Annotated in this window: 16 protein-coding genes and 2 riboswitches; of the genes, 11 read left to right on the plus strand and 5 right to left on the minus strand. The window is 54.9% G+C overall.

Going from position 1 to position 17,900, the window contains the following annotated elements; translation table 11 throughout:
* Positions 1-451: 451 nt before the first annotated feature.
* Positions 452-1,789 (minus strand): RluA family pseudouridine synthase, encoded by a 1,338-nt coding sequence (locus tag D7M11_RS37555; protein ID WP_240041363.1) that lies wholly within the window; start codon positions 1,787-1,789, stop codon positions 452-454.
* 186 nt (positions 1,790-1,975) lie between these two features.
* On the opposite strand from D7M11_RS37555, the gene D7M11_RS29740 reads away from it, so the two are divergent.
* The 7 genes from D7M11_RS29740 (at position 1,976) to D7M11_RS29770 (ending at position 9,031) form a co-directional block, all read left to right on the plus strand.
* Complete coding sequence (locus tag D7M11_RS29740) at positions 1,976-2,428, plus strand: helix-turn-helix domain-containing protein (protein WP_158606896.1); 453 nt, start codon at positions 1,976-1,978, stop codon at positions 2,426-2,428.
* Between the two features lie 18 nt (positions 2,429-2,446).
* On the plus strand, positions 2,447-3,229 hold the full coding sequence (locus tag D7M11_RS29745) for an MBL fold metallo-hydrolase (RefSeq protein WP_120750916.1): 783 nt from the start codon (positions 2,447-2,449) through the stop codon (positions 3,227-3,229).
* Between the two features lie 30 nt (positions 3,230-3,259).
* Positions 3,260-3,952 (plus strand): class I SAM-dependent methyltransferase, encoded by a 693-nt coding sequence (locus D7M11_RS29750; protein WP_158606897.1) that lies wholly within the window; start codon positions 3,260-3,262, stop codon positions 3,950-3,952.
* Positions 3,953-3,973: 21 nt separating this feature from the next.
* Positions 3,974-5,215, plus strand: a complete 1,242-nt coding sequence (locus D7M11_RS29755; RefSeq protein WP_120750918.1) for a hypothetical protein — start codon at positions 3,974-3,976, stop codon at positions 5,213-5,215.
* 102 nt (positions 5,216-5,317) lie between these two features.
* Positions 5,318-6,295, plus strand: coding sequence for an RluA family pseudouridine synthase (locus D7M11_RS29760; RefSeq protein WP_120750919.1), 978 nt, complete (start codon positions 5,318-5,320; stop codon positions 6,293-6,295).
* A 160-nt stretch (positions 6,296-6,455) separates the two neighbouring features.
* Positions 6,456-7,058: a carbohydrate-binding family 9-like protein gene (locus tag D7M11_RS29765; protein ID WP_120750920.1), complete on the plus strand. Its 603-nt coding sequence runs from the start codon at positions 6,456-6,458 to the stop codon at positions 7,056-7,058.
* A gap of 23 nt (positions 7,059-7,081) precedes the next feature.
* A complete protein-coding gene (locus D7M11_RS29770; protein WP_120750921.1) occupies positions 7,082-9,031 on the plus strand; it encodes an alpha/beta hydrolase family protein in 1,950 nt (649 codons plus the stop codon).
* Positions 9,032-9,093: 62 nt separating this feature from the next.
* Here D7M11_RS29770 and D7M11_RS29775 read toward each other — a convergent pair whose 3' ends face one another.
* On the minus strand, positions 9,094-9,855 hold the full coding sequence (locus D7M11_RS29775) for an AraC family transcriptional regulator (RefSeq protein WP_158606898.1): 762 nt from the start codon (positions 9,853-9,855) through the stop codon (positions 9,094-9,096).
* A gap of 195 nt (positions 9,856-10,050) precedes the next feature.
* Positions 10,051-10,150, plus strand: a riboswitch (purine riboswitch).
* A gap of 61 nt (positions 10,151-10,211) precedes the next feature.
* On the opposite strand from D7M11_RS29775, the gene D7M11_RS29780 reads away from it, so the two are divergent.
* A complete protein-coding gene (locus tag D7M11_RS29780) occupies positions 10,212-11,180 on the plus strand; it encodes an EamA family transporter (RefSeq protein ID WP_120750923.1) in 969 nt (322 codons plus the stop codon).
* 95 nt (positions 11,181-11,275) lie between these two features.
* Here the strand turns inward: D7M11_RS29780 and D7M11_RS29785 are convergent, their stop codons facing one another.
* The 3 genes from D7M11_RS29785 to D7M11_RS29795 form a co-directional block, all read right to left on the minus strand.
* Positions 11,276-12,535, minus strand: a complete 1,260-nt coding sequence (locus D7M11_RS29785) for an MFS transporter (protein WP_120750924.1) — start codon at positions 12,533-12,535, stop codon at positions 11,276-11,278.
* Positions 12,536-12,567: 32 nt separating this feature from the next.
* A complete protein-coding gene (locus tag D7M11_RS29790) occupies positions 12,568-13,149 on the minus strand; it encodes a TetR/AcrR family transcriptional regulator (protein ID WP_120750925.1) in 582 nt (193 codons plus the stop codon).
* 363 nt (positions 13,150-13,512) lie between these two features.
* The gene (locus D7M11_RS29795) at positions 13,513-13,854 is read right to left on the minus strand and encodes a YkgJ family cysteine cluster protein (protein WP_338042520.1); all 342 of its coding nucleotides are present in this window, start codon (positions 13,852-13,854) and stop codon (positions 13,513-13,515) included.
* 107 nt (positions 13,855-13,961) lie between these two features.
* Between D7M11_RS29795 and D7M11_RS29800 the strand changes: the two genes are divergently transcribed.
* The 3 genes from D7M11_RS29800 (at position 13,962) to D7M11_RS29810 (ending at position 17,820) form a co-directional block, all read left to right on the plus strand.
* On the plus strand, positions 13,962-14,705 hold the full coding sequence (locus D7M11_RS29800) for a metallophosphoesterase family protein (protein WP_120750926.1): 744 nt from the start codon (positions 13,962-13,964) through the stop codon (positions 14,703-14,705).
* A 63-nt stretch (positions 14,706-14,768) separates the two neighbouring features.
* Positions 14,769-15,269: a DinB family protein gene (locus D7M11_RS29805; protein ID WP_120750983.1), complete on the plus strand. Its 501-nt coding sequence runs from the start codon at positions 14,769-14,771 to the stop codon at positions 15,267-15,269.
* A gap of 669 nt (positions 15,270-15,938) precedes the next feature.
* A riboswitch (cyclic di-GMP riboswitch) is annotated at positions 15,939-16,028 on the plus strand.
* 79 nt (positions 16,029-16,107) lie between these two features.
* The gene (locus tag D7M11_RS29810; RefSeq protein ID WP_120750927.1) at positions 16,108-17,820 is read left to right on the plus strand and encodes a methyl-accepting chemotaxis protein; all 1,713 of its coding nucleotides are present in this window, start codon (positions 16,108-16,110) and stop codon (positions 17,818-17,820) included.
* Positions 17,821-17,900 lie beyond the last annotated feature (80 nt).

Genomic DNA, 17,900 nt, shown 5'->3' on the forward strand with positions numbered 1-17,900 from the left:
TTATGTTGGAGTTGTCCTTTTTGGCGGATTCCCGGAAAAAGTTAATGTAAAATAAAGTAATGAAATGAATTTTTCCTCAATTCAGCACGACCTGACATAGTGTGATAGAGTCTTTGCAACGCTAGTGGCCTCAAAGACTCTTATGATAAACCAACTCACTCCTGACGCAGACATCTACTCCTTCCGCCGGTGTCCGCTGGTTAAGCCGTCGCAGTACCATTCCCGTCCAAAACCGAATAGACCAAAAAAGGTGCTGTCCCCAAAGGGGATCGTGAACGAAACTATCCCAAACGATAGGCAAAGACGCTTCAAAACCACTGCAAACGTGGGGATGGAAGCGTCTTTTGGCATGAATATTCAGGAAGGTTCCTTGATTTCGATAAGCATCCTAAGTGGGAAATCAAAAATCAAAAAGTGACTTTTGGGATAGCCCCCTTTTGCTGCGTGTGAATTATTCGGCTCGAAGGTCGTCGAGCAGCTTGCCCATATCGGCAGGTAGTGACGCTCTCACTTCCATTCGTTCCCCGGTCCACGGGTGAATCCAGACGAGTCTTTCCCCGTGCAAGGCTTGTCTGTGAATATACCGCCGCGTACCGCCATACATGCCGTCGCCGGCAAGCGGATGGTCGATGGAAGAGAGGTGAACGCGTATCTGATGCGTGCGGCCCGTTTCGAGACGGAGCCGAACGAGCGTGTGATCGGCGAACGTATCCACAACGTCGAACAGCGTGACGGCGGGCTCGCCGGTTTCGCTGACGCGGCGACGTGTGGAATGATGGCGGTCCTGGCCGATCGGCTTGTCGATCTTGCCTCGCTTCTGGGTGAAGACGCCTTCGGCGACGGCCAAGTAAATACGCTCGATTTTTTTCTCGCGCATCGCTTTATCGAATTCGTAATGGGCGAATTCGTTTTTGGCGTACAGCACGGGGCCGGTCGTATCTTTATCGAGCCGATGAATGTGACGGACCCGGCAGCTTTGCCCGGACGCTTCGTAATAAGCCGCAACGGCATGCGCCAGCGTTCCGCGCTGACCCTGGACGCTCGGGTGCACCTCGACGCCAGCCGGTTTGTTCACCACAAGCGTAAAGTCGTCCTCGTACAAAATGTTCAGCTCTTCCCAGTCGGCCGGAAAACCGGGCGACTCTTGCGGGAACAGCTTCAGCCGGAGATGATTGCCCTGTTTCACGGCCTCATTCGAAGCGATCAGCTTGTCGGCGAGCTTGGCCGCGATCGGCAGCTGCTTCATGATAACGCCGATCGGCGCGCCGGACAGCCCGTCCGGCAGCTTCAGCTCCAGCCATTCGCCTTTGCGCCGTGCCGATTTCAGGCTAATCGCCTGCTTCGGCACGTTGGAGGAACGGACTGCGGGCTCGGCGGAGCGGCGCCCGCCGCGGCCGGATGTGCTGGAGCCGGAGGTGGTGACGGCGTCGTGTCGCCGCGGTTTGCCGAATTTGCCAGACTCCGTATCGCTGCGGCGCTCGCCACGGCCGGAAGTGCTGGAGCCGGAGGCGGTGACGGCGTCGTGTCGCCGCGATTTGCCGAATTTGCCGGACTCCGTATCGCTGCGGCGCTCGCCACGGCCGGAAGTGCTGGAGCCGGAGGCGGTGACGGCGTCGTGTCGCCGCGATTTGCCGAATTTGCCGGACACTGCATCGCTGCGGCGACTGCTGCGGCCTGAAGAGGACGTCATTTTGTCGGCGTGCCTCGGCGATTTGTCGGTTGACGGTTTAAATCGCTGGCCCGGTTTGCCGGCCGGGGATTGTTTGCTAGGACGGTTCGATTCTCTCAAGTGTACACCCGCGTTTCTGTCATTTTTCAATACTGATAATTGTACGACAAATCCGATCGAAATAAAAATAAAATACGATTAAATCCGAATTGTTACGTATAGTTACCTTTTGTCACATATATTCATTGACGTTTGCCCTAGCCTCCGCTACACTAATATGGAATGGTAATATATGGAGATGATGAGTTGTATACGGTCGAACAAATTGCCGGACTGCTAGAGCTGCATCCACGCACCATTCGCCGGTTTATTCGCGAGGGTAAACTGGAGGCGGTAAAGGTTGGCGGCGAATGGAGAATCCGGGAAGAGGATGTCGAGAAGTTGGCGGGAGGAGCTGTCAGCAGGCAATACGAGAAGTCGCGGCGTGATATCGATGCTTTTTTGAACGACCCCGGTTTGCCGGGCGGCGATCCGCTCCGAACGTGCTCGATCGTGGATTGCAGGCTTAGCGCGCAGGAAGCGGCGGCGATCTCGCAGCATCTGATCGTGATTATGAACGAAGACGATCCGCATAGAGGCGAAGCGACGTTTAAGTACATGTATCTGGAGGAAGAAAAGAAAAGCCGCTTTATCGTCTGGGGCCGTCCGTCGTTTGTGGGCAAGCTGCTGACCGAAATCGGGAAACGGACTGGAATGTGACAGGAGGGGAGCTTGTATATGCCGCTGCGTCATGATTGGTTTACGGTCGAGCAAGTCGATGCGGATACGTACGCGATCAGCGAGTACGGCCATTGGGAGCAGGTGCACGCGTACTTGCTGTTGGGCGAGCGTTTGGCCGCTCTGATTGATACCGGCATCGGGATTGCCGATATGAGCGAGGTGGTGCGGCAGCTGACGAGGCTCCCGGTCAAAGTGATCACGACCCATGTACATTGGGATCATATCGGCAGCCACGGACAGTTTGACGAGATTTACGTTCACGAGCAGGAGGAAGATTGGCTGCGCTGCGGCATTCCGGGACTTCCTATCGAACAAATTCGCCATGACGTCGGAAGAGATATTACGATCCCCGTTCCGGCCGATTTTTCGCTCGATCGATATGAGCCGTTTCGAGGGAAACCGACCGGACTGATCCGCGACGGAGATACGCTCGATCTTGGCAACCGTGCGCTCGACTTTATCCATACGCCCGGTCACTCGCCCGGCCATCTGTGCATTTACGAGGAGAAGCGAGGCTATCTGTATACAGCGGATTTGATCTACAAAGGCACACTGTACGCCTTCTACCCGACAACCGATCCGCGGCAGTTTGTCCGCTCGGTGGAGAAAGTAAGCCGCCTGCCTTTTATCACCAGGCTGCTTCCCGGCCATCTGGAGATGGACCTGAATCGGGCGTTTCTACTGGAAGTAAGCGATGCTTGCCGGCAGTTGGCCGAGTCAGGGCTGGACCGGCACGGTTCGGGCGTTCATCGTTTTGGATCGTTTAGCATTTATTTTTAAGCCAATATTCTCGAATGGGAGGCGGCACTTTTGGCGCAGTATGACGGATTTGCGGAGCAGTACAATCAACTGGTGAAGCAAGGAGGCCCAACGGGACCGGAAGCGGCGTTTCGCTACATAGAGACACAGCTTGGCAGACTGGCCGATGTGCGCGGGCTGGCGATATGCGACGTCGGCTGCGGGCAAGGAGAGCTTAGCTTACGATTGTCCCGCTCCGGCGCAGACGTGACCGGCGTCGATCTTAGCAGCGAACAGCTTGCCATTGCGCGGGGCGAGAGCGATCGGGTGCGCTGGGTGCTGGACGACGCGATGGAGCTTGGCACGCTTCCGGACGAAGCATTCGATTTCGTCGTGTCGAGCGTTATGCTGATGGATGTGTCCGACCATGCGAAGGTATTTCGCGCTTCGCACCGCATTTTGAAGCCGGGCGGCGCGATGATCTGGGTCATTATGCATCCTTGCTTCCAATCCCCGTTCTCTCATCCGCTCGGAGACGGCTCGCGCAAAGTGCTCGATTACCGCGAGCAGTTTTGGAAATCCGGCGGTACGGGTACGATACGTTCGACGCTCGGCGCTTATCATCGGCCGCTAGCCATGTATATCAACGATTTCATGGGCGCGGGCTTTGCGCTGGGGCGGGTAGACGAGCTGGACCGGCTGGATACGTCGGTTGATGTGCTGCCCGCCCATTTTGCGGCTATCGGCTTCAAGCTGCCCAAGTAACGGCAGGAGGGAGGGAAGGCGATGTCACCTGCCGAGATTATGGATCGGGTGTACCGGATGGCTGCAAATCCATTATGGGATGGCTTTGACCCAAGCTTGATCCCGGTCGCGCTGTACGACGGGGCAGCTACATGGCTGTTCACGTCCGGGCAGCCAAGCCCTTCTTTCAAGCCTGTTGACGGGCATATCAGCATCTATGTGTATGTAGGCTTGCACGAGGCGGTTCGCGCAAATTCGATAGCCGTTCTGGAAGGCCAAGTAACGGCGACTGTGATGCTGGATGGAATCGGCAGCCGGGATCTTTCGGTCACGGCGTCCATCGTCCTGCACGAGATGTTTCATGTGTTCCAGGCTGTTCATTGTACGGACCGCGGCGGCAACCTATCCGCCATGTTCGTTTATCCGGCTGACAATGCCAGGGAGATCGGGCTTAGAAGGCTTGAGACGAAGGCGATTAGCAAAGCGCTGTCGGCTGTGGATTCGAAAATAGCTCGCGGCTGGTGTGCGGAAGGGCTCCGCATCCGTCAGCAGCGGTATGAGGCATTGCCGGGCGAATACGCAGAGTTTGAGCGTGACACGGAACGGCTGGAAGGGCTGGCCCACTATATCGAGAAAAAGTCGCTCGGCCGCCGCTTTGCCGACTTTCCCGAAAACGAGTTTGAGCCCGACGACGTCAGAAGGCGCTGCTATCCACTCGGGTGTGCGTTCGCCTTTTTGCTGGATCGCTTTAAGGACGGCTGGTCCGGGACGTTTTACTCGAACGGAGCTTGCCTGGATCGTTTGCTAGCTGATTCGATAAGTACCGGAGAGAGCGGAGGAATCGGCTTCTCAAAGGAAGAAGAGGCGGAGGCGTTCCATCAGGCGACGGAGGACATAGCCGTCATGGTTCGAGGAAGGAGCGAGATATGGCGGCAGTTTGGCAGCCGTATCGGCGCGCGTCTGGAGCTTCGGTTCCGCGAGCCGATGAGGATTCAAGCGATGGACCCGTCCAACATGAAGCGGATCGGGCACCAGGAAGTATGGCATTCCCGTTACTTGAAGCTGGGCGATGGAGCGGACCGGATCGAGATGCTCGGCTCGGAGGCGATAACGGAGAGCGCCGGTCTCCATCCGTTATTCAGCGGCATTGCCGCGGTTACTTTCGTCCTAAACGACGAGCCGGACATTAGACATCAGGACGGCGTCATCTTAAGCGACGTAGCCGGATTCAAGCTGAGGCTGACCGAGAACCGGTTGAGCGAAATGAAGCTAAGCAGCGGATAGAGCTGCGATTCCCGTTTTGCCTTCGGACGTGGTATGATGGGTATCGGCTGTACAATAATGCAAACGGACGAACGAGCCGGAACCGGGGAGTGCTGACGCCAAATGATTACCCGCATCGTGACGCCATCCGAAAGCGGAAAACGATTGCACCGTTATATTCGCAATATGATGCCCAATTACCCGCTCGGGCAAATTTATAAAATGATCGATCAAGGCAAAGTGAAAGTAAACGGCAAGCGCAAAAAAGACTCGTACGAGCTGGCTGCGGGCGACGAGCTGACGATCTTCATCGAGGACGACAAGTTCGCCGACGCGAGTATCGGCAGCGATAACAAGAAGGTGAAGTTCGCGGGCGTCGTCTCGAACATCGATGTCGTCTACGAGGACAACGAGCTGCTGGTCGTGAACAAGCCGGCCGGACTGCTGACGCATCCGGACCAAACGGAGCAGAAGGAAACGCTGATTACGCGAGTTCACGCCTATTTGCACAAAAAAGGCGAGCTGGACAGCCACATGTTTTTGCCTGCTTCAGCCAACCGGTTGGACCGCAACACGAGCGGTCTCGTGCTCGTCGGTAAAACGGCGGGCATGCTCCATCAATTGAATCAGTGGATTCAGAAGCGGGAGCTGGACAAGTTTTACGTAACGATCGTGGAAGGGGCCCTGACCCATGGCGGTACCGTCGACGCCAAGCTGATCCGCGACGAACGCGGCAATCGGACGAGGGTTGTGAAGGAAGGGGCCGGCACAACCGCGAGCGAACGGACGGCGGACGAGAAGGAAGCGACCACCCGTTACAAGCCGCTGCAAGCGGGAAAAGGGTATACGCTCATCGAAGTCGAGCTCATTAGCGGCCGCACGCATCAGATCCGCACGCATCTGCAAAGCATCGGCCATCCGCTGCTCGGCGACGTCAAATACGGCGGGAAGCCGTTCGAGAAGGTGAATCATCAATTGCTGCACGCGTGGAAAATATCGCTGCCGGATGGTCGCGTCTTTACGGCTCCGCTGCCGGCTTTATTTCGGGCTACGCTCAAAAAAGCGGGCATATCGTTCGCGCTGACGAGCGAAGCCGAATAACGGGAAAGGCGCTTCCGCCGGGGAGGCGCCTTTTGTAGGTTCTTTCGGTATTTCTCGTTGACGCCAAATTTTGTAGCGTACTATAATAGGCTTTAGTAATCGATTGCTAATAATTCTGTTGTCCGCCGCTTGAACGATTAAGCGGGAAAGGAAGCAAATCATGAAACGAATGGAATACCGCTGCGTTCTCGTACCCGCACAGGGCGAGATCGATTGGGACCGGATCGAGTCCGCGGAGTTGAACGAAACGGTTGACGGCAGCCCCTCGCGGCTGCGCACCGTTGTGAAGATGTGCCGTTCTCCCGAATATGTGCATATCCGGTTCGAGTGCGAGGATGACCATATCGTCGCCACGTATGAAAACCGGGACGATCCGATCTATAAGGAGGATGTCGTAGAAGTTTTTCTCGATGAGGAGGGAAACGGCACCTCGTATCGCGAGTACGAAGTGAGTCCGCGCGGCGTCATTTTCGATGCTTGGATCACAAAGAAGCCGGAGGAGCGGCCCGCCGTTGATGTGTCTTGGAACGATGACGGCATGCGGGCGGCAGTAACGCGCTCCGCAAGCGGAACGCTTATCTACGATATCGCTTTCGCGAACGAAACGTTCGACAAGCCTCCCGTTCCGGGGGCGAGCTGGAACATGAATTTTTACCGGATTGATGACGATCCGCAGGGGAAACGGCATTATTCCGCGTGGTCCCCGACCGGCCGGATCGATTTTCACCGTCCCGACAAATTCGGCACCGTCCAATTCGTGTAAAGGGAGGATGTTCAGCAGTGGGTATGGAGCAGTTGGAAAAGCTTGTATTGTCCATTTATGATGTGAAGGATCAGTTGAAGCGTCACGTCTATTCCCGTTCCCAAGCGGCATTCGAGCAAGGAGATCGCGACCGCGACGAGATCCGGACCCCCGGACAGCTTGCCGAGCGGACGGAGCTTATGCGCCGAAAGCTGATCGAAACGGTCGGGGGGCTGCCGTCTTCGGATCATCCGCTTCAGCCCCGCGTGACAGGGACTTTGCAGTGCGAGGGGTATTCGATTAAGAACGTTATCTTCGAGTCTCGCCCCGCCACTCCCGTAACTTGCAATCTGTATATGCCGGACGGCATTACGGGGCCTTCCGCCGCCGTGCTGTTTATGTGCGGACATGCCGACTATGCGAAGCAATACGAGCGCTACCAGTCTGTCTGCCAGCGTCTCGTGGCCGAAGGGCTGATCGTGCTGGCGATGGACCCGGTGGGGCAAGGGGAACGGTACAGCTATTTCGAGCCGGATACCGGAGAGGTTGTCATTCGCCAGGGGACGAGGGAGCACGATTACGCCGGCAGCCAGTGTTTGCCGCTCGGCGACAGCCTTGCCCGTTATTTCATCCATGACGGAATACGCGCGGTCGATTATTTGTGCAGCTTGCCGGAGGTCGATCCGCAGCGCATCGGCGTAACCGGCAATTCCGGAGGCGGGCTGCAAACGAGTCTCATGATGCTGTGCGAACCGCGCATCGCCGCGGCCGCTCCGGGAACCTTTATCATGAACCGGGAATCTTATATGTATGCGGGGCAAGCCCAGGATGCGGAGCAGATCTGGCGGGGCATGACGAAATGGGGCTTCGACCACGAGGATCTCGTGCTGGCCATGGCGCCGAGGCCGGTTCTCGTGCTCGCCGCAACGTCCGACTTTTTCCCGATTGAAGGCACGCGTCGCACTGTCGCCCGAACGAAACGGTTCTGGGATATGTTCGGGATTACAGATATGCCTGCGCTTGCGGAAGATCGTTCGGTGCATCAGTATTCGGCTCGTCTCGCGGATGCGGCTGCCGTATTTTTCGCCAAGCATTTACTTGGGCGTCAGGCGGAGCTGTCGCTGCCGGAAGGCGTAATCGCGCCCCATCAGCCGGAACTGCTGAACTGCACCTCTGCCGGTCAGGTGCGGGCGGAATACAAACAGGCTCGGGCAGTATATGACGAGAACATCGATCGCTTGAACGATATCGAGAACAGGCTTGCGGCGATTCCGGACGAACAGCGGCAGCGGGAAGCCGTTCTCTGGCTGAGGGACCGGGTAAGCAAGCCGCGTGCCCCGTTTGACCTCAACTCGCGTTTCTTGACTTTGAAGGAGCAAAAGGGGCTTCAAGTCGAGAGTTATCTGTGGTGGAGTCAGGAAGGCGTGTTTAATCACGGCTTGGCGTTCCGGGAAACCGCCCGCGAAGGCCAAACGCTGCCGGTGACCATAGCTTTATGGGAGCATGGAACGAACCGGCTTCAGGAAAAAGAGGAGTGGATTCGCGAGACGTGCGCCGCAGGAAGAATCGTCCTCGTTCTGGATGTAACCGGCGACGGGGCTTGTACGCCTCATCCGATTAACCCGGTTCCGATATGGGATTGGTACGGCACGATCCATAAGCTGACGACCGATTTGATCTGGCTGGACGATAGTCTGGCCGCGATTCGTTCGTTTGACGTGATTCGCGCGGTCGATATGATCGGCCAAATTCCGAATAGCACGGCCGAAGATGTGCGACTGTATACGCGCGGCCGGTTTAATCTGTATGCGGAAATCGCCGCAGCCCTGGACGACCGGTTCCGCTCTGTCGAAGCGGTGGGCGGTATCGAAAGCGTCGCCGCTTGGGTGCGTTCGCGGTATTACGAGGATCAAGATGTAGTATCCACGATTTTGCCGGGAATGCTCTCGTACTTTGATTTGCCCGATTTGCGCAGATGGCGCGGTAAGCGATAAAAAAGAAGAACGCCGCCTCCCTCCGGAGAGACGGCGTTTTTGTATGAGTACGTAAGAACGGATCAGTATGCGGATGTCGAAGCGTTCTTCACGTATTGCCTCGGGCTTTGACCCGTATGTTTCTTGAAAAATCTGGAGAACGAGAACAGATCGCCGAATCCAAGATCGGAAGCGATCTCGGTAATACTGATCTCGCGGTAGCGAAGCAGCTCTTCGATTTTTTGAATCCGGACCCGGTCGATGTACGACTTCAAGCTTTCGCCGGTCAGTTCCTTGAATTTCTTCGACAGGTGGCTGCGTGTGTACGAAAGCTGGTCGGCCAGCTCGTTGATGGTTATCGCCCTTCCGGCCCGCGACATGATCTGGTCCGTGATCTGCTTCACGAGCTGCTTGTCCGGGTCGCTTGTTAGATGAAATTGCTCGGACCGGACATAATAAAACATCGTTTCGAGAAAACCGTGAATGAACACTTTTTCATACTCCTGGCAAGCCGTATCGTGAATCGCCGCCCGGAACGAAGCGAGCAGCCGGTTCGTAAACTGGTTGCCGCGTATGAGCCCGCCCCAGACGGGAAAGTCGTCCGGCAAACGCTCGAACTTCAAAGTGATCCAGGAAACGACCGGTTCGTTGTACCAAAATCCGTGCTCCCAGCCAGGAGGTATGAGCAGCATATCCCCTGTTTCCAGATCGATCGCTTCGCCGAGAAGTTTGCCCGGAATGACGCCTTGGGTGACGATCTCGAGCTGCCAGTAATCGTGGCTATGCAGCTTCGTAGAAGCACTGTTTCGCTTGCCGAAGTAGATGGAGAGTAATTCGCATTTCATACGGAACCTCCGTAAAACGCACAGCTGTATTGGGGACGAATCGCACAAAATGACAAGCTGCATGGCAGCGGTAAACGTATTATAAAGCAAAGAGACGGAGGGGAACAAGGTCAGCTTAGCGGTCGGGGCGGCAACGCGGCGGCTTTTTGCCTATTGACATTCAAGGGAGTGCGCGGTATTATGTGACTTGTTATTTTCACAATTGAATGGATCATTCGTATAACCTCGCGACTACAGGGTGGGGGTTTCTACGGGAAGCCTTAACTTCCTTGCTACGAATAACGGATTGCGTCTCAGCATCCGTGTTCGCGGCAAGGAATTTTTTTTGCCGGAAACGTTAGAGGGAGGTCTGGAAGATGAAATATAAATTGTCGGTACTGCTCGGCGCCGCATGTTACGGCATTTTGTCGACGATCGTAACGAAGGCGTACGGCAAAGGTTATACGCTGGGCGAGGTCGTCGGAAGCCAGTTAACAACCGGCTTTCTGCTCGCTTGGGCGCTTATTCTGTATATGGAATGGAAGCGGAGGCGAGCGGGAACCGGGGTAGACGCTCAGAACGGCTCATCGACGCTCCCGGTGAAGCCCGCATGGAGACAACGCCTGATTCTGATGGCGGCTGGTATGCCGACGGCGATAACGGGGCTGCTGTACTACGAGTCGCTGAAGTACATTCCGAATTCGCTGGCGATTTTGCTGCTGTTTCAATTTACGTGGATGGGCGTCTTGATTCACGCGATCGGGCAAAAACGGCGTCCCGGCGGCACCATTCTGCTGACGCTCGCCGTTTTGCTTGGCGGAACGCTGCTCGCTGCCGGCGTTCTCGAGCAAGGCTGGTCGAAGTTCGATTGGCTCGGCGTTTTGCTCGGGTTGGCGTCCGCGTTAAGCTACACTCTGTTTATGCTGCTGAGCGGCAAGGCGGTTCCTTCCGTCCATCCGGCCTACCGAAGCGCATGGATGATTACGGGAGGGATGCTGCTCGTGTTCGTCCTGTTCCCGCCGTCCTTCCTTTTCAGCGGCGCGCTTCTGAACGGCTTGCTGCCGTACGGGTTCATGCTCGGCCTGTTCGGCGCCTTCCTGCCGCCAGTGTTGTACGCGATCGGCGTGCCGCGCATCGGCGAAGGGCTCACCGGCATCCTTGGAGCGGTGGAGCTGCCTGTGGCGGTGCTGCTGGCCTCGACGGTTCTGCATGAAGCCGTAAGCGCCCTCCAATGGATCGGGGTGCTGCTCGTATTGCTGGGCGTAGCTCTCCCGGAGGTGCTAAGGAGAGCGGGCGGCGGAAGACCGCTAACGGCAACCGGGGACGGGAAGGGCCGCAAACGGTGACGCTGCATAACCAGCAAACAGGCTTGTCTCCAAGCGGAGAGCAAGCCTGTTTGCTTTGCATTTTGCCTATATGAGCACCTTGGCGCCTTGTTTCGTCAACGCGCCTGCTGCTCGGCCAATCGTTGTCCCGCCGCCTTCTGGTCCGCATCCGGCTGCTCCTGCATATTCGCGGCGAATTGTTTGTCTTTCCAGAACAACGTGATGACAAGACCGACAGCCATTATCACGGCGGCGAACAAATACGGGAAGTGAATGTTTACGTCGAACAAGACGCCGCCCAACGCCGGACCGACAATGTTGCCGAGACTCGTATAAGTCGAATTCATCCCCGCGACAAATCCTTGCTCTTGGCCGGCCGACCGCGACAAGAAGGTCGTCAGCGCCGGACGAAGCAGGTCGAAGGCGAGGAAGATGAGACAGGTTATGGCGAGCACGAGCCAGAAGCCTGAGATAGAAGCGGAGATCGCCGCCAGGATCGCGCCTGCGATGAGGCACCATTGGATCAGCTTTTTCTCACCGAGCTTGTCGACCATTTTACCGAACAGGAACACTTGCACGACTACGCCGAATATGGAGCTGATCGTAATAATGGCGGCAATATCTTTGGGCGTGTAGCCGAACTTGTGGTCGGAGAACAAGCTGAATATCGTTTCGTAGGCGGATAAGCCGAATGCAAGCACGAACACGATGAGAAAAGCGATCAGGTAAACCGGATTTAGCGATCTTCTCAAGTCGCCGAAAAAGTTCGTTTGCTGCGTTTTGGCGGCTATTTCCGCAAGCTGCTTTTTGTTCAGCGGTTCCTTCAAAATAAAAATGGACGAAAAGCAGGCGATAAAGGCGATAACCGCGGCAAAGTAAAAGGGCATGCGTATGCCGTAGGCGGCAATAAAACCGCCGAGACCCGGGCCGATAATAAAGCCGGTGCTGATGGCGGCGGACATATACCCCATCGCCTTCGGCCGTTCTTCATCGTACGTAATGTCCGCAATGTATGCGGTGACGCCAGGCATAATGAAAGCGGCGCTCATTCCTCCAAGTACCCTCGATAGATAGAGTACCCATACATTCGTACCCAAACCAAAGATCAGCTCCGAGATGCCGAACAAGAACAGGCCGATAATAATCATCTTTTTGCGGCCGTACAGATCGACCCAGCGTCCCGTGAGGGGGGACATCAGAAGCTGCGAAACCGCAAAGACGGCGACGAGATACCCCATCGTTTTGCCCGACAGATGCATAATGTTCATAAACGACGGCATCACGGGAATGACGAGACCGATGCCCAGAAAAGCGATAAAAATATTGCTAAGCAAAATAATCAAAACGGTTTTTTGATGCTTGATAGCTTGTTTCATAACAGTAACCTCATACCTTCATTAAGTTAAAATCAATGATGTGATATACCTCTCCAAAATACGCTCCAGGACGCCTCCAACTTCTCCTTGAGCCGTTCCTCGTCCCCATCGTATACAAGGCTCAGCATAATGGAATCGACTACGCCTAGGAAGGCGAGTGTCGGCGTTCTGGCAGATTTAGACGCAATCGTTCCCGCATCGATCCAGCCTTGAAATTTGTCCTCCAGTATAGCCCGTACCTGGTCTTCGATATCGATCACTTCCGCTTCGATCGCTTTGGCCAGATGAGCGGGAGGAAAAAAGCTCATCCGCAGCCAAAATTTCAGCTGCTCATTTTGTTGGAACAGGTCGATCGTAAGCTGTAAAAATCCGTACAAATCCTTGTCCGGAGTCTCAGTGCCGATACCGCTGAAATAGCGGCGCTTGGAAGAGAGCTCGGTTTCCTTCGCATCGCGCAGCACTTGCAGGAACAGATCGTCTTTTCCTTTGAAATGAGCGTAAATCGACTGCTTCTTCAAACCGACTTCGTCCCCGATTTGCGAAAGGGACGCTCCCTCATACCCGTGAAGCGTGAAATATTTTAGCGCCGCCGCTTTGATTTCATTTAGCTTCAAATGAATCCCACCTCTGACATTAACGAACGTTCGTCAGTTATTGTAGCAAAAAAACCGGAGGATTGCAAACGGCAATGAAAACGACTCTCCATAACATTCGAGTTGTACGCTGAAAATATTCATGATGACGTTCTGTGGCGAAAGGTTTGCGTTTCAGACGTTCGATTCGCATGTATGGAACGAATCAATGGACTACAACAGGCGTCCGGTGACTTGAAATGACGATCTGGGAGTCTGATCTTGCTCCGGGGATCAACCCTTCGTCTCGGATGAGAAGTATACAAAATAGGCGCGTCGTTCCGAAAACGGCACACCTCTTTCAATACATGCGCGAGCAGGCGGAAAAGTGCGGCCAGGCTCTCCTTAGCCAGGGCCGGAAGGCCTTGTCGCTTGCTCGAGAGCGCTCAAAATGGCGAACGCCTCCTCGTCGGAGCGCCCGCACATATCCGGGGCGGGGCGTAAGCTTTGGCATACGATTGGCCGCTCCGGTTTGCCGAACAATTGGCACCGGTAATCGTTTGTCAGGTGAAGACAGGGAATGCCTGCGGGTTTCCCGTGAGGCATACCGGGAATCGCGGAAGAGATGGAAACGACGATACAACACGCCCCGCAGCCGGGTCTGCAATCCACGGCATCAACTCCTTTCCAAATGCTGTCATCCAATAAGACGAACGCGGCGGCCGAAGGTTGCACTGCCCGGTTCATTTGCGCTGCAAAAAGCAATTGACTCCGAGCCGATTTCAATCTATATATGGAATAGAAAAAGAAGCCGATCACGATAGTAAGCTTCACGGAAGGCGGGTAACGGGGGTATGCCAGATCACGGTGGATATAAACGGACATTGGTCATATCGGATTTACACGGCTGTTACGCGGAATTTAACGAACTGCTGGACGTTGCTTGTTACGACCCCGAATGCGACAAATTGATTTTGTTAGGGGATTACAGCGATCGCGGGCCACAAAGTAGAGAGGTTATCGCCCGGGTGAAGGCGCTCGTGGAGGAGCACGGCGTCATCGCACTGCGAGGAAATCACGATCAGATGTTCGTCGATGCGCTGCTTCAGCACAAAGATTCCTCCTTTTTGCGCAACGGCGGATTTCATACGATCCGCAGCTATTGCGAGCTGGACTGGGACGAATACGATTTCGATTATGACCGGTACATCGAGGCCAAATCGTTCATTTTGGACCAGTATAAGCCGCATATCGATTTTCTTCAGACACTTCCGTTATATTACGAAGACGCGCGTCATATCTATGTGCATGCCGGAGTCGATCCTTCCTTCGGGGAGAAGTGGAAGGAGCAGCCGGAGAGATCGTTCATCTGGATTCGCGACGCCTTCTATAAGCATCCGGTACAGGCCGGCAAAACGGTCCTCTTCGGACATACGCCGGTTATGGCCATGCACGAGTCGGCGGACATCTGGTTCGGCGGGGACAAAATCGGCATGGACGGAGGATGCTGCTTCGGCGGACAGCTCAACTGCCTGGAAATTGCGGAGGACGGCTCGTATCGTTCTTATGTTGTAAAATCCCGCAGGTCGGGAGGATAAGATAGGTACTGATGCACCCTCGGAAGCAGCTCCTTGGGAATTTTTACGGAAAGGGACATTGCCTTGGAACTTCAAACGATCATTCAGCAGCTGCAAGCCACTAGAACCAGCCTGCTCGATACGATAACCGATCTGAGCCGGGCTCAATTAAACGCCAAGCGCAAGCAGCCATCCGGCTGGAGTATTTGCGAGGTGTGCCAGCATCTGGCCAAAACGGAGCAATTGTATGTGCTTGTTATCAAAAAAGCGTTGAAGAGCGACGAAGACGCTAGTACGCCGCCAAGGTCGCTGGAATTTCTTCTGGACAGAAGCAGGAAGCTGGAAGCACCCGAAATTGCTAGACCTACGGACGAAATACTGGAACGGGATGAACTGGTTGATAGACTGAATCGTTCCAGACGACAGCTAGATGAGCTGCTCAACCAGTTGGCCGATCCGTCCATACTGAGTAAAAAACATGCCGTCCACCCGGTTTTTCAAGAAATGCTGCTAATCGATTGGATCAAATCGCTTTATTTGCATGAACAAAGACATATCAATCAAATCAAAGAAATGATGGGGTAGGCCGTCCGCCTGTTCTCACGGGGCGGGTTCTCGATGCGTCAAGCTATCGGTTGTGCGAACAAGATGGGCCCGGTCAAACGACCGCGGTCTATTCCGGGCCGGATCTCTCCTTCTGCCGCGGGCGGGACCGAGGCAAGGGAAAAGCCGGTACGGCGTGCCGCCTTAAATCTGCGCCCCACGTTAGAAGGGGTACTTATAATGGTTACGGAATATGTACAAAGGCTGATGAGAAAATCATCAGTCCTTTTTTCTAACACTGTGGGGCAGGGAAGCGGAAGTGAAAGTTCCGTTATAGCTGGGGGTAAGCCGCTGATCGGGACAATAACGGAAGTGCAAGTTCCGTTAAGGCCGCAGGTAACTCGAGTCGATTCGGGTAAATGGAGCCATAAAGGAAGTGCGGCTTCCGCTATGTGGGCCTAGTGAAGCTCACGAAGTGGCAATAACGGAACTGACGGTTCCGCTGAGATAGTGATAACGGAAGCAGAAGTTCCGCTAAGATGCATGTGGGAAATGAGTTTGTGATGCCGTCAGAGTCTCGCTGCCTATTTAAAATATGTCTGTGCGACTATTTTCCGACGAAAATTTACACGATATTTATATCCGCGTCTAGTAAATTAGTCTTGTTCTTTACGGAAATCTAGTATATACTTTTGAAGGATTTTCCTTCCAAAACGATAAAGGCAAACTTTCCGAAAGGGAAGGACGCAAAGCCACGGGCCTACCGAATGGCAACATTCCATCGGCAGCCGGGCCGCCGAAAAACAGGGTGACGAATTCCATCCCTTTTTTTGGGCTGGGATTTTTTGGTTTTGACGCAAATAGATGGAGGCTGCCGCTTATGAGTTTGCTGCGAAATTTGAAAGTTCGGACGAAAATTTTCGGGATTATCGGTCTGGCCATATTGTTCTTGCTGACGATTGGTATCTCCGGCTTCGGCATTATGAGCTCGCTCTCTCATAATGCCCGCGCGATGTACGAGAAGAAGATGGTTACGAACAGCTTGGTCGAAGCGCTGCTGTTCGGCAATTCGCAGATGGATTCGATGCAGCTTGAGCTGCTGCTGGCTAAGGACCAGTCGATCATTCAGCAAATTCAGCAGCAGATTACGCAGACGCGGGACAAAAACCAGGCGACTCGCAAAGAGCTGGAGTCGATTGAGCTTTCGCCTCGCGCCAAGGAGCAATACGACAAATTTATCGGACTGATTCCGAAAAATAATGAAGCGAAGAAAAAGGTCGACGATCTGGCTCTCCAGAATCTGAAAGAAGAGGCGCACAAGGAATACGTCAACAGCTTCAAGCCGATTCGCGCCGAAATGATCGCGAGTCTGGAAAATGTCGTCAAGTTCAACGAGGAAGACGCCAAAGCGTTTTATGAGGAAAGCGTACAAAGCTCGAAAACGGGTATTACCGTCATTATCGTAGTGACGCTGCTCGCGGTGCTGCTCTGCTCGTTCTTAGGTTTCATAGTAGCGCGGATGATTACACGCCCGGTCGGGGATCTGCAACGCTGGATGGCCAAAGCGCAGGACGGCGATCTGACCGTAACCGGCAGCTATCACTCGAACGACGAGATCGGCATGCTTACAAGCGACTTCAATAAGATGATTACCGGTCTGAGAAGCATTGTGCTTAAAGTGGGGGAGGAAGCTCAGAACTTGTCCGCCAGCTCCGAGCAGCTGCTGGCCAGCTCCGAGCAATCGAGCGAATTGACGAATCGGGTCGTCGTGTCGATACAGGAAATTGCCGGCGGCGCCGAGCAGCAGCTGCGCAGCACGATGGAGAGCGTCCGAGCCATCGAGGAGATGGCGATCGGCATTAACCGGATCGCCGAATTTTCCGGCAACGTATCCGAACGATCGGTGGAAGCGGCCAAGGAGGCGGCGCAGGGCAACGAGGCGATCCAGAAGGCGATCGTTCAGATCGACGTATTGCGCGTTTCCGTAGCCGATTCCTCCGACGTTATCAACAAGCTTGGCGCGAAGTCGCAGGAGGTCGGGCAGATCGTCGACGCGATTACGGACATTGCCGCCCAAACGAATCTGCTTGCGCTTAACGCAGCGATCGAGGCGGCCAGAGCGGGAGAACACGGACTCGGCTTCGCCGTTGTCGCCGATCAGGTGCGCAAGCTGGCCGAGCAGTCGCGGCAATCGGCCGAGCGGATCGCAGGCATTATCCGGCAGATCCAGACCGAGACGCAGATGGCGGTTATGGCGATGGAGAAGGGCAACAAGGAAGTGGAGCAGAGCACGGTTTCGGTTCGCGAAGCGGGAGAGGCGTTCGGGAACATTTTGACGGCGGTGCAGGAAGTGGCTCACCAAATGCAGGAGGTATCCGCTTCTTCCGAGCAGATGTCGGCAGGCAGCGAGCAAATTACCGCATCGCTGCAAGATATGGAGAGCATCGCCCAATCGGCCCATGCCAAAACCGAGCATGTCGCGTCGGCTTCGGAGGAGCAGCTCATCGCTATGGAGGAAATTTCCGCAGCAGTCCAAGCGCTCACGAAAATGGCCCAGGAGCTGCAAGATATCACGCTGCGTTTTAAAATTTGAGTTCATACGGGAATCCGCGGCTATCGCGGATTTTTGGTTTTTTGCGGCAGTCTCTCGGCGGCGGCTCGCTGCTTTCGATT

Source organism: Paenibacillus ginsengarvi (assembly GCF_003626695.1).
Taxonomy (GTDB): Bacteria; Bacillota; Bacilli; order Paenibacillales; family NBRC-103111; genus Paenibacillus_AB; species Paenibacillus_AB ginsengarvi.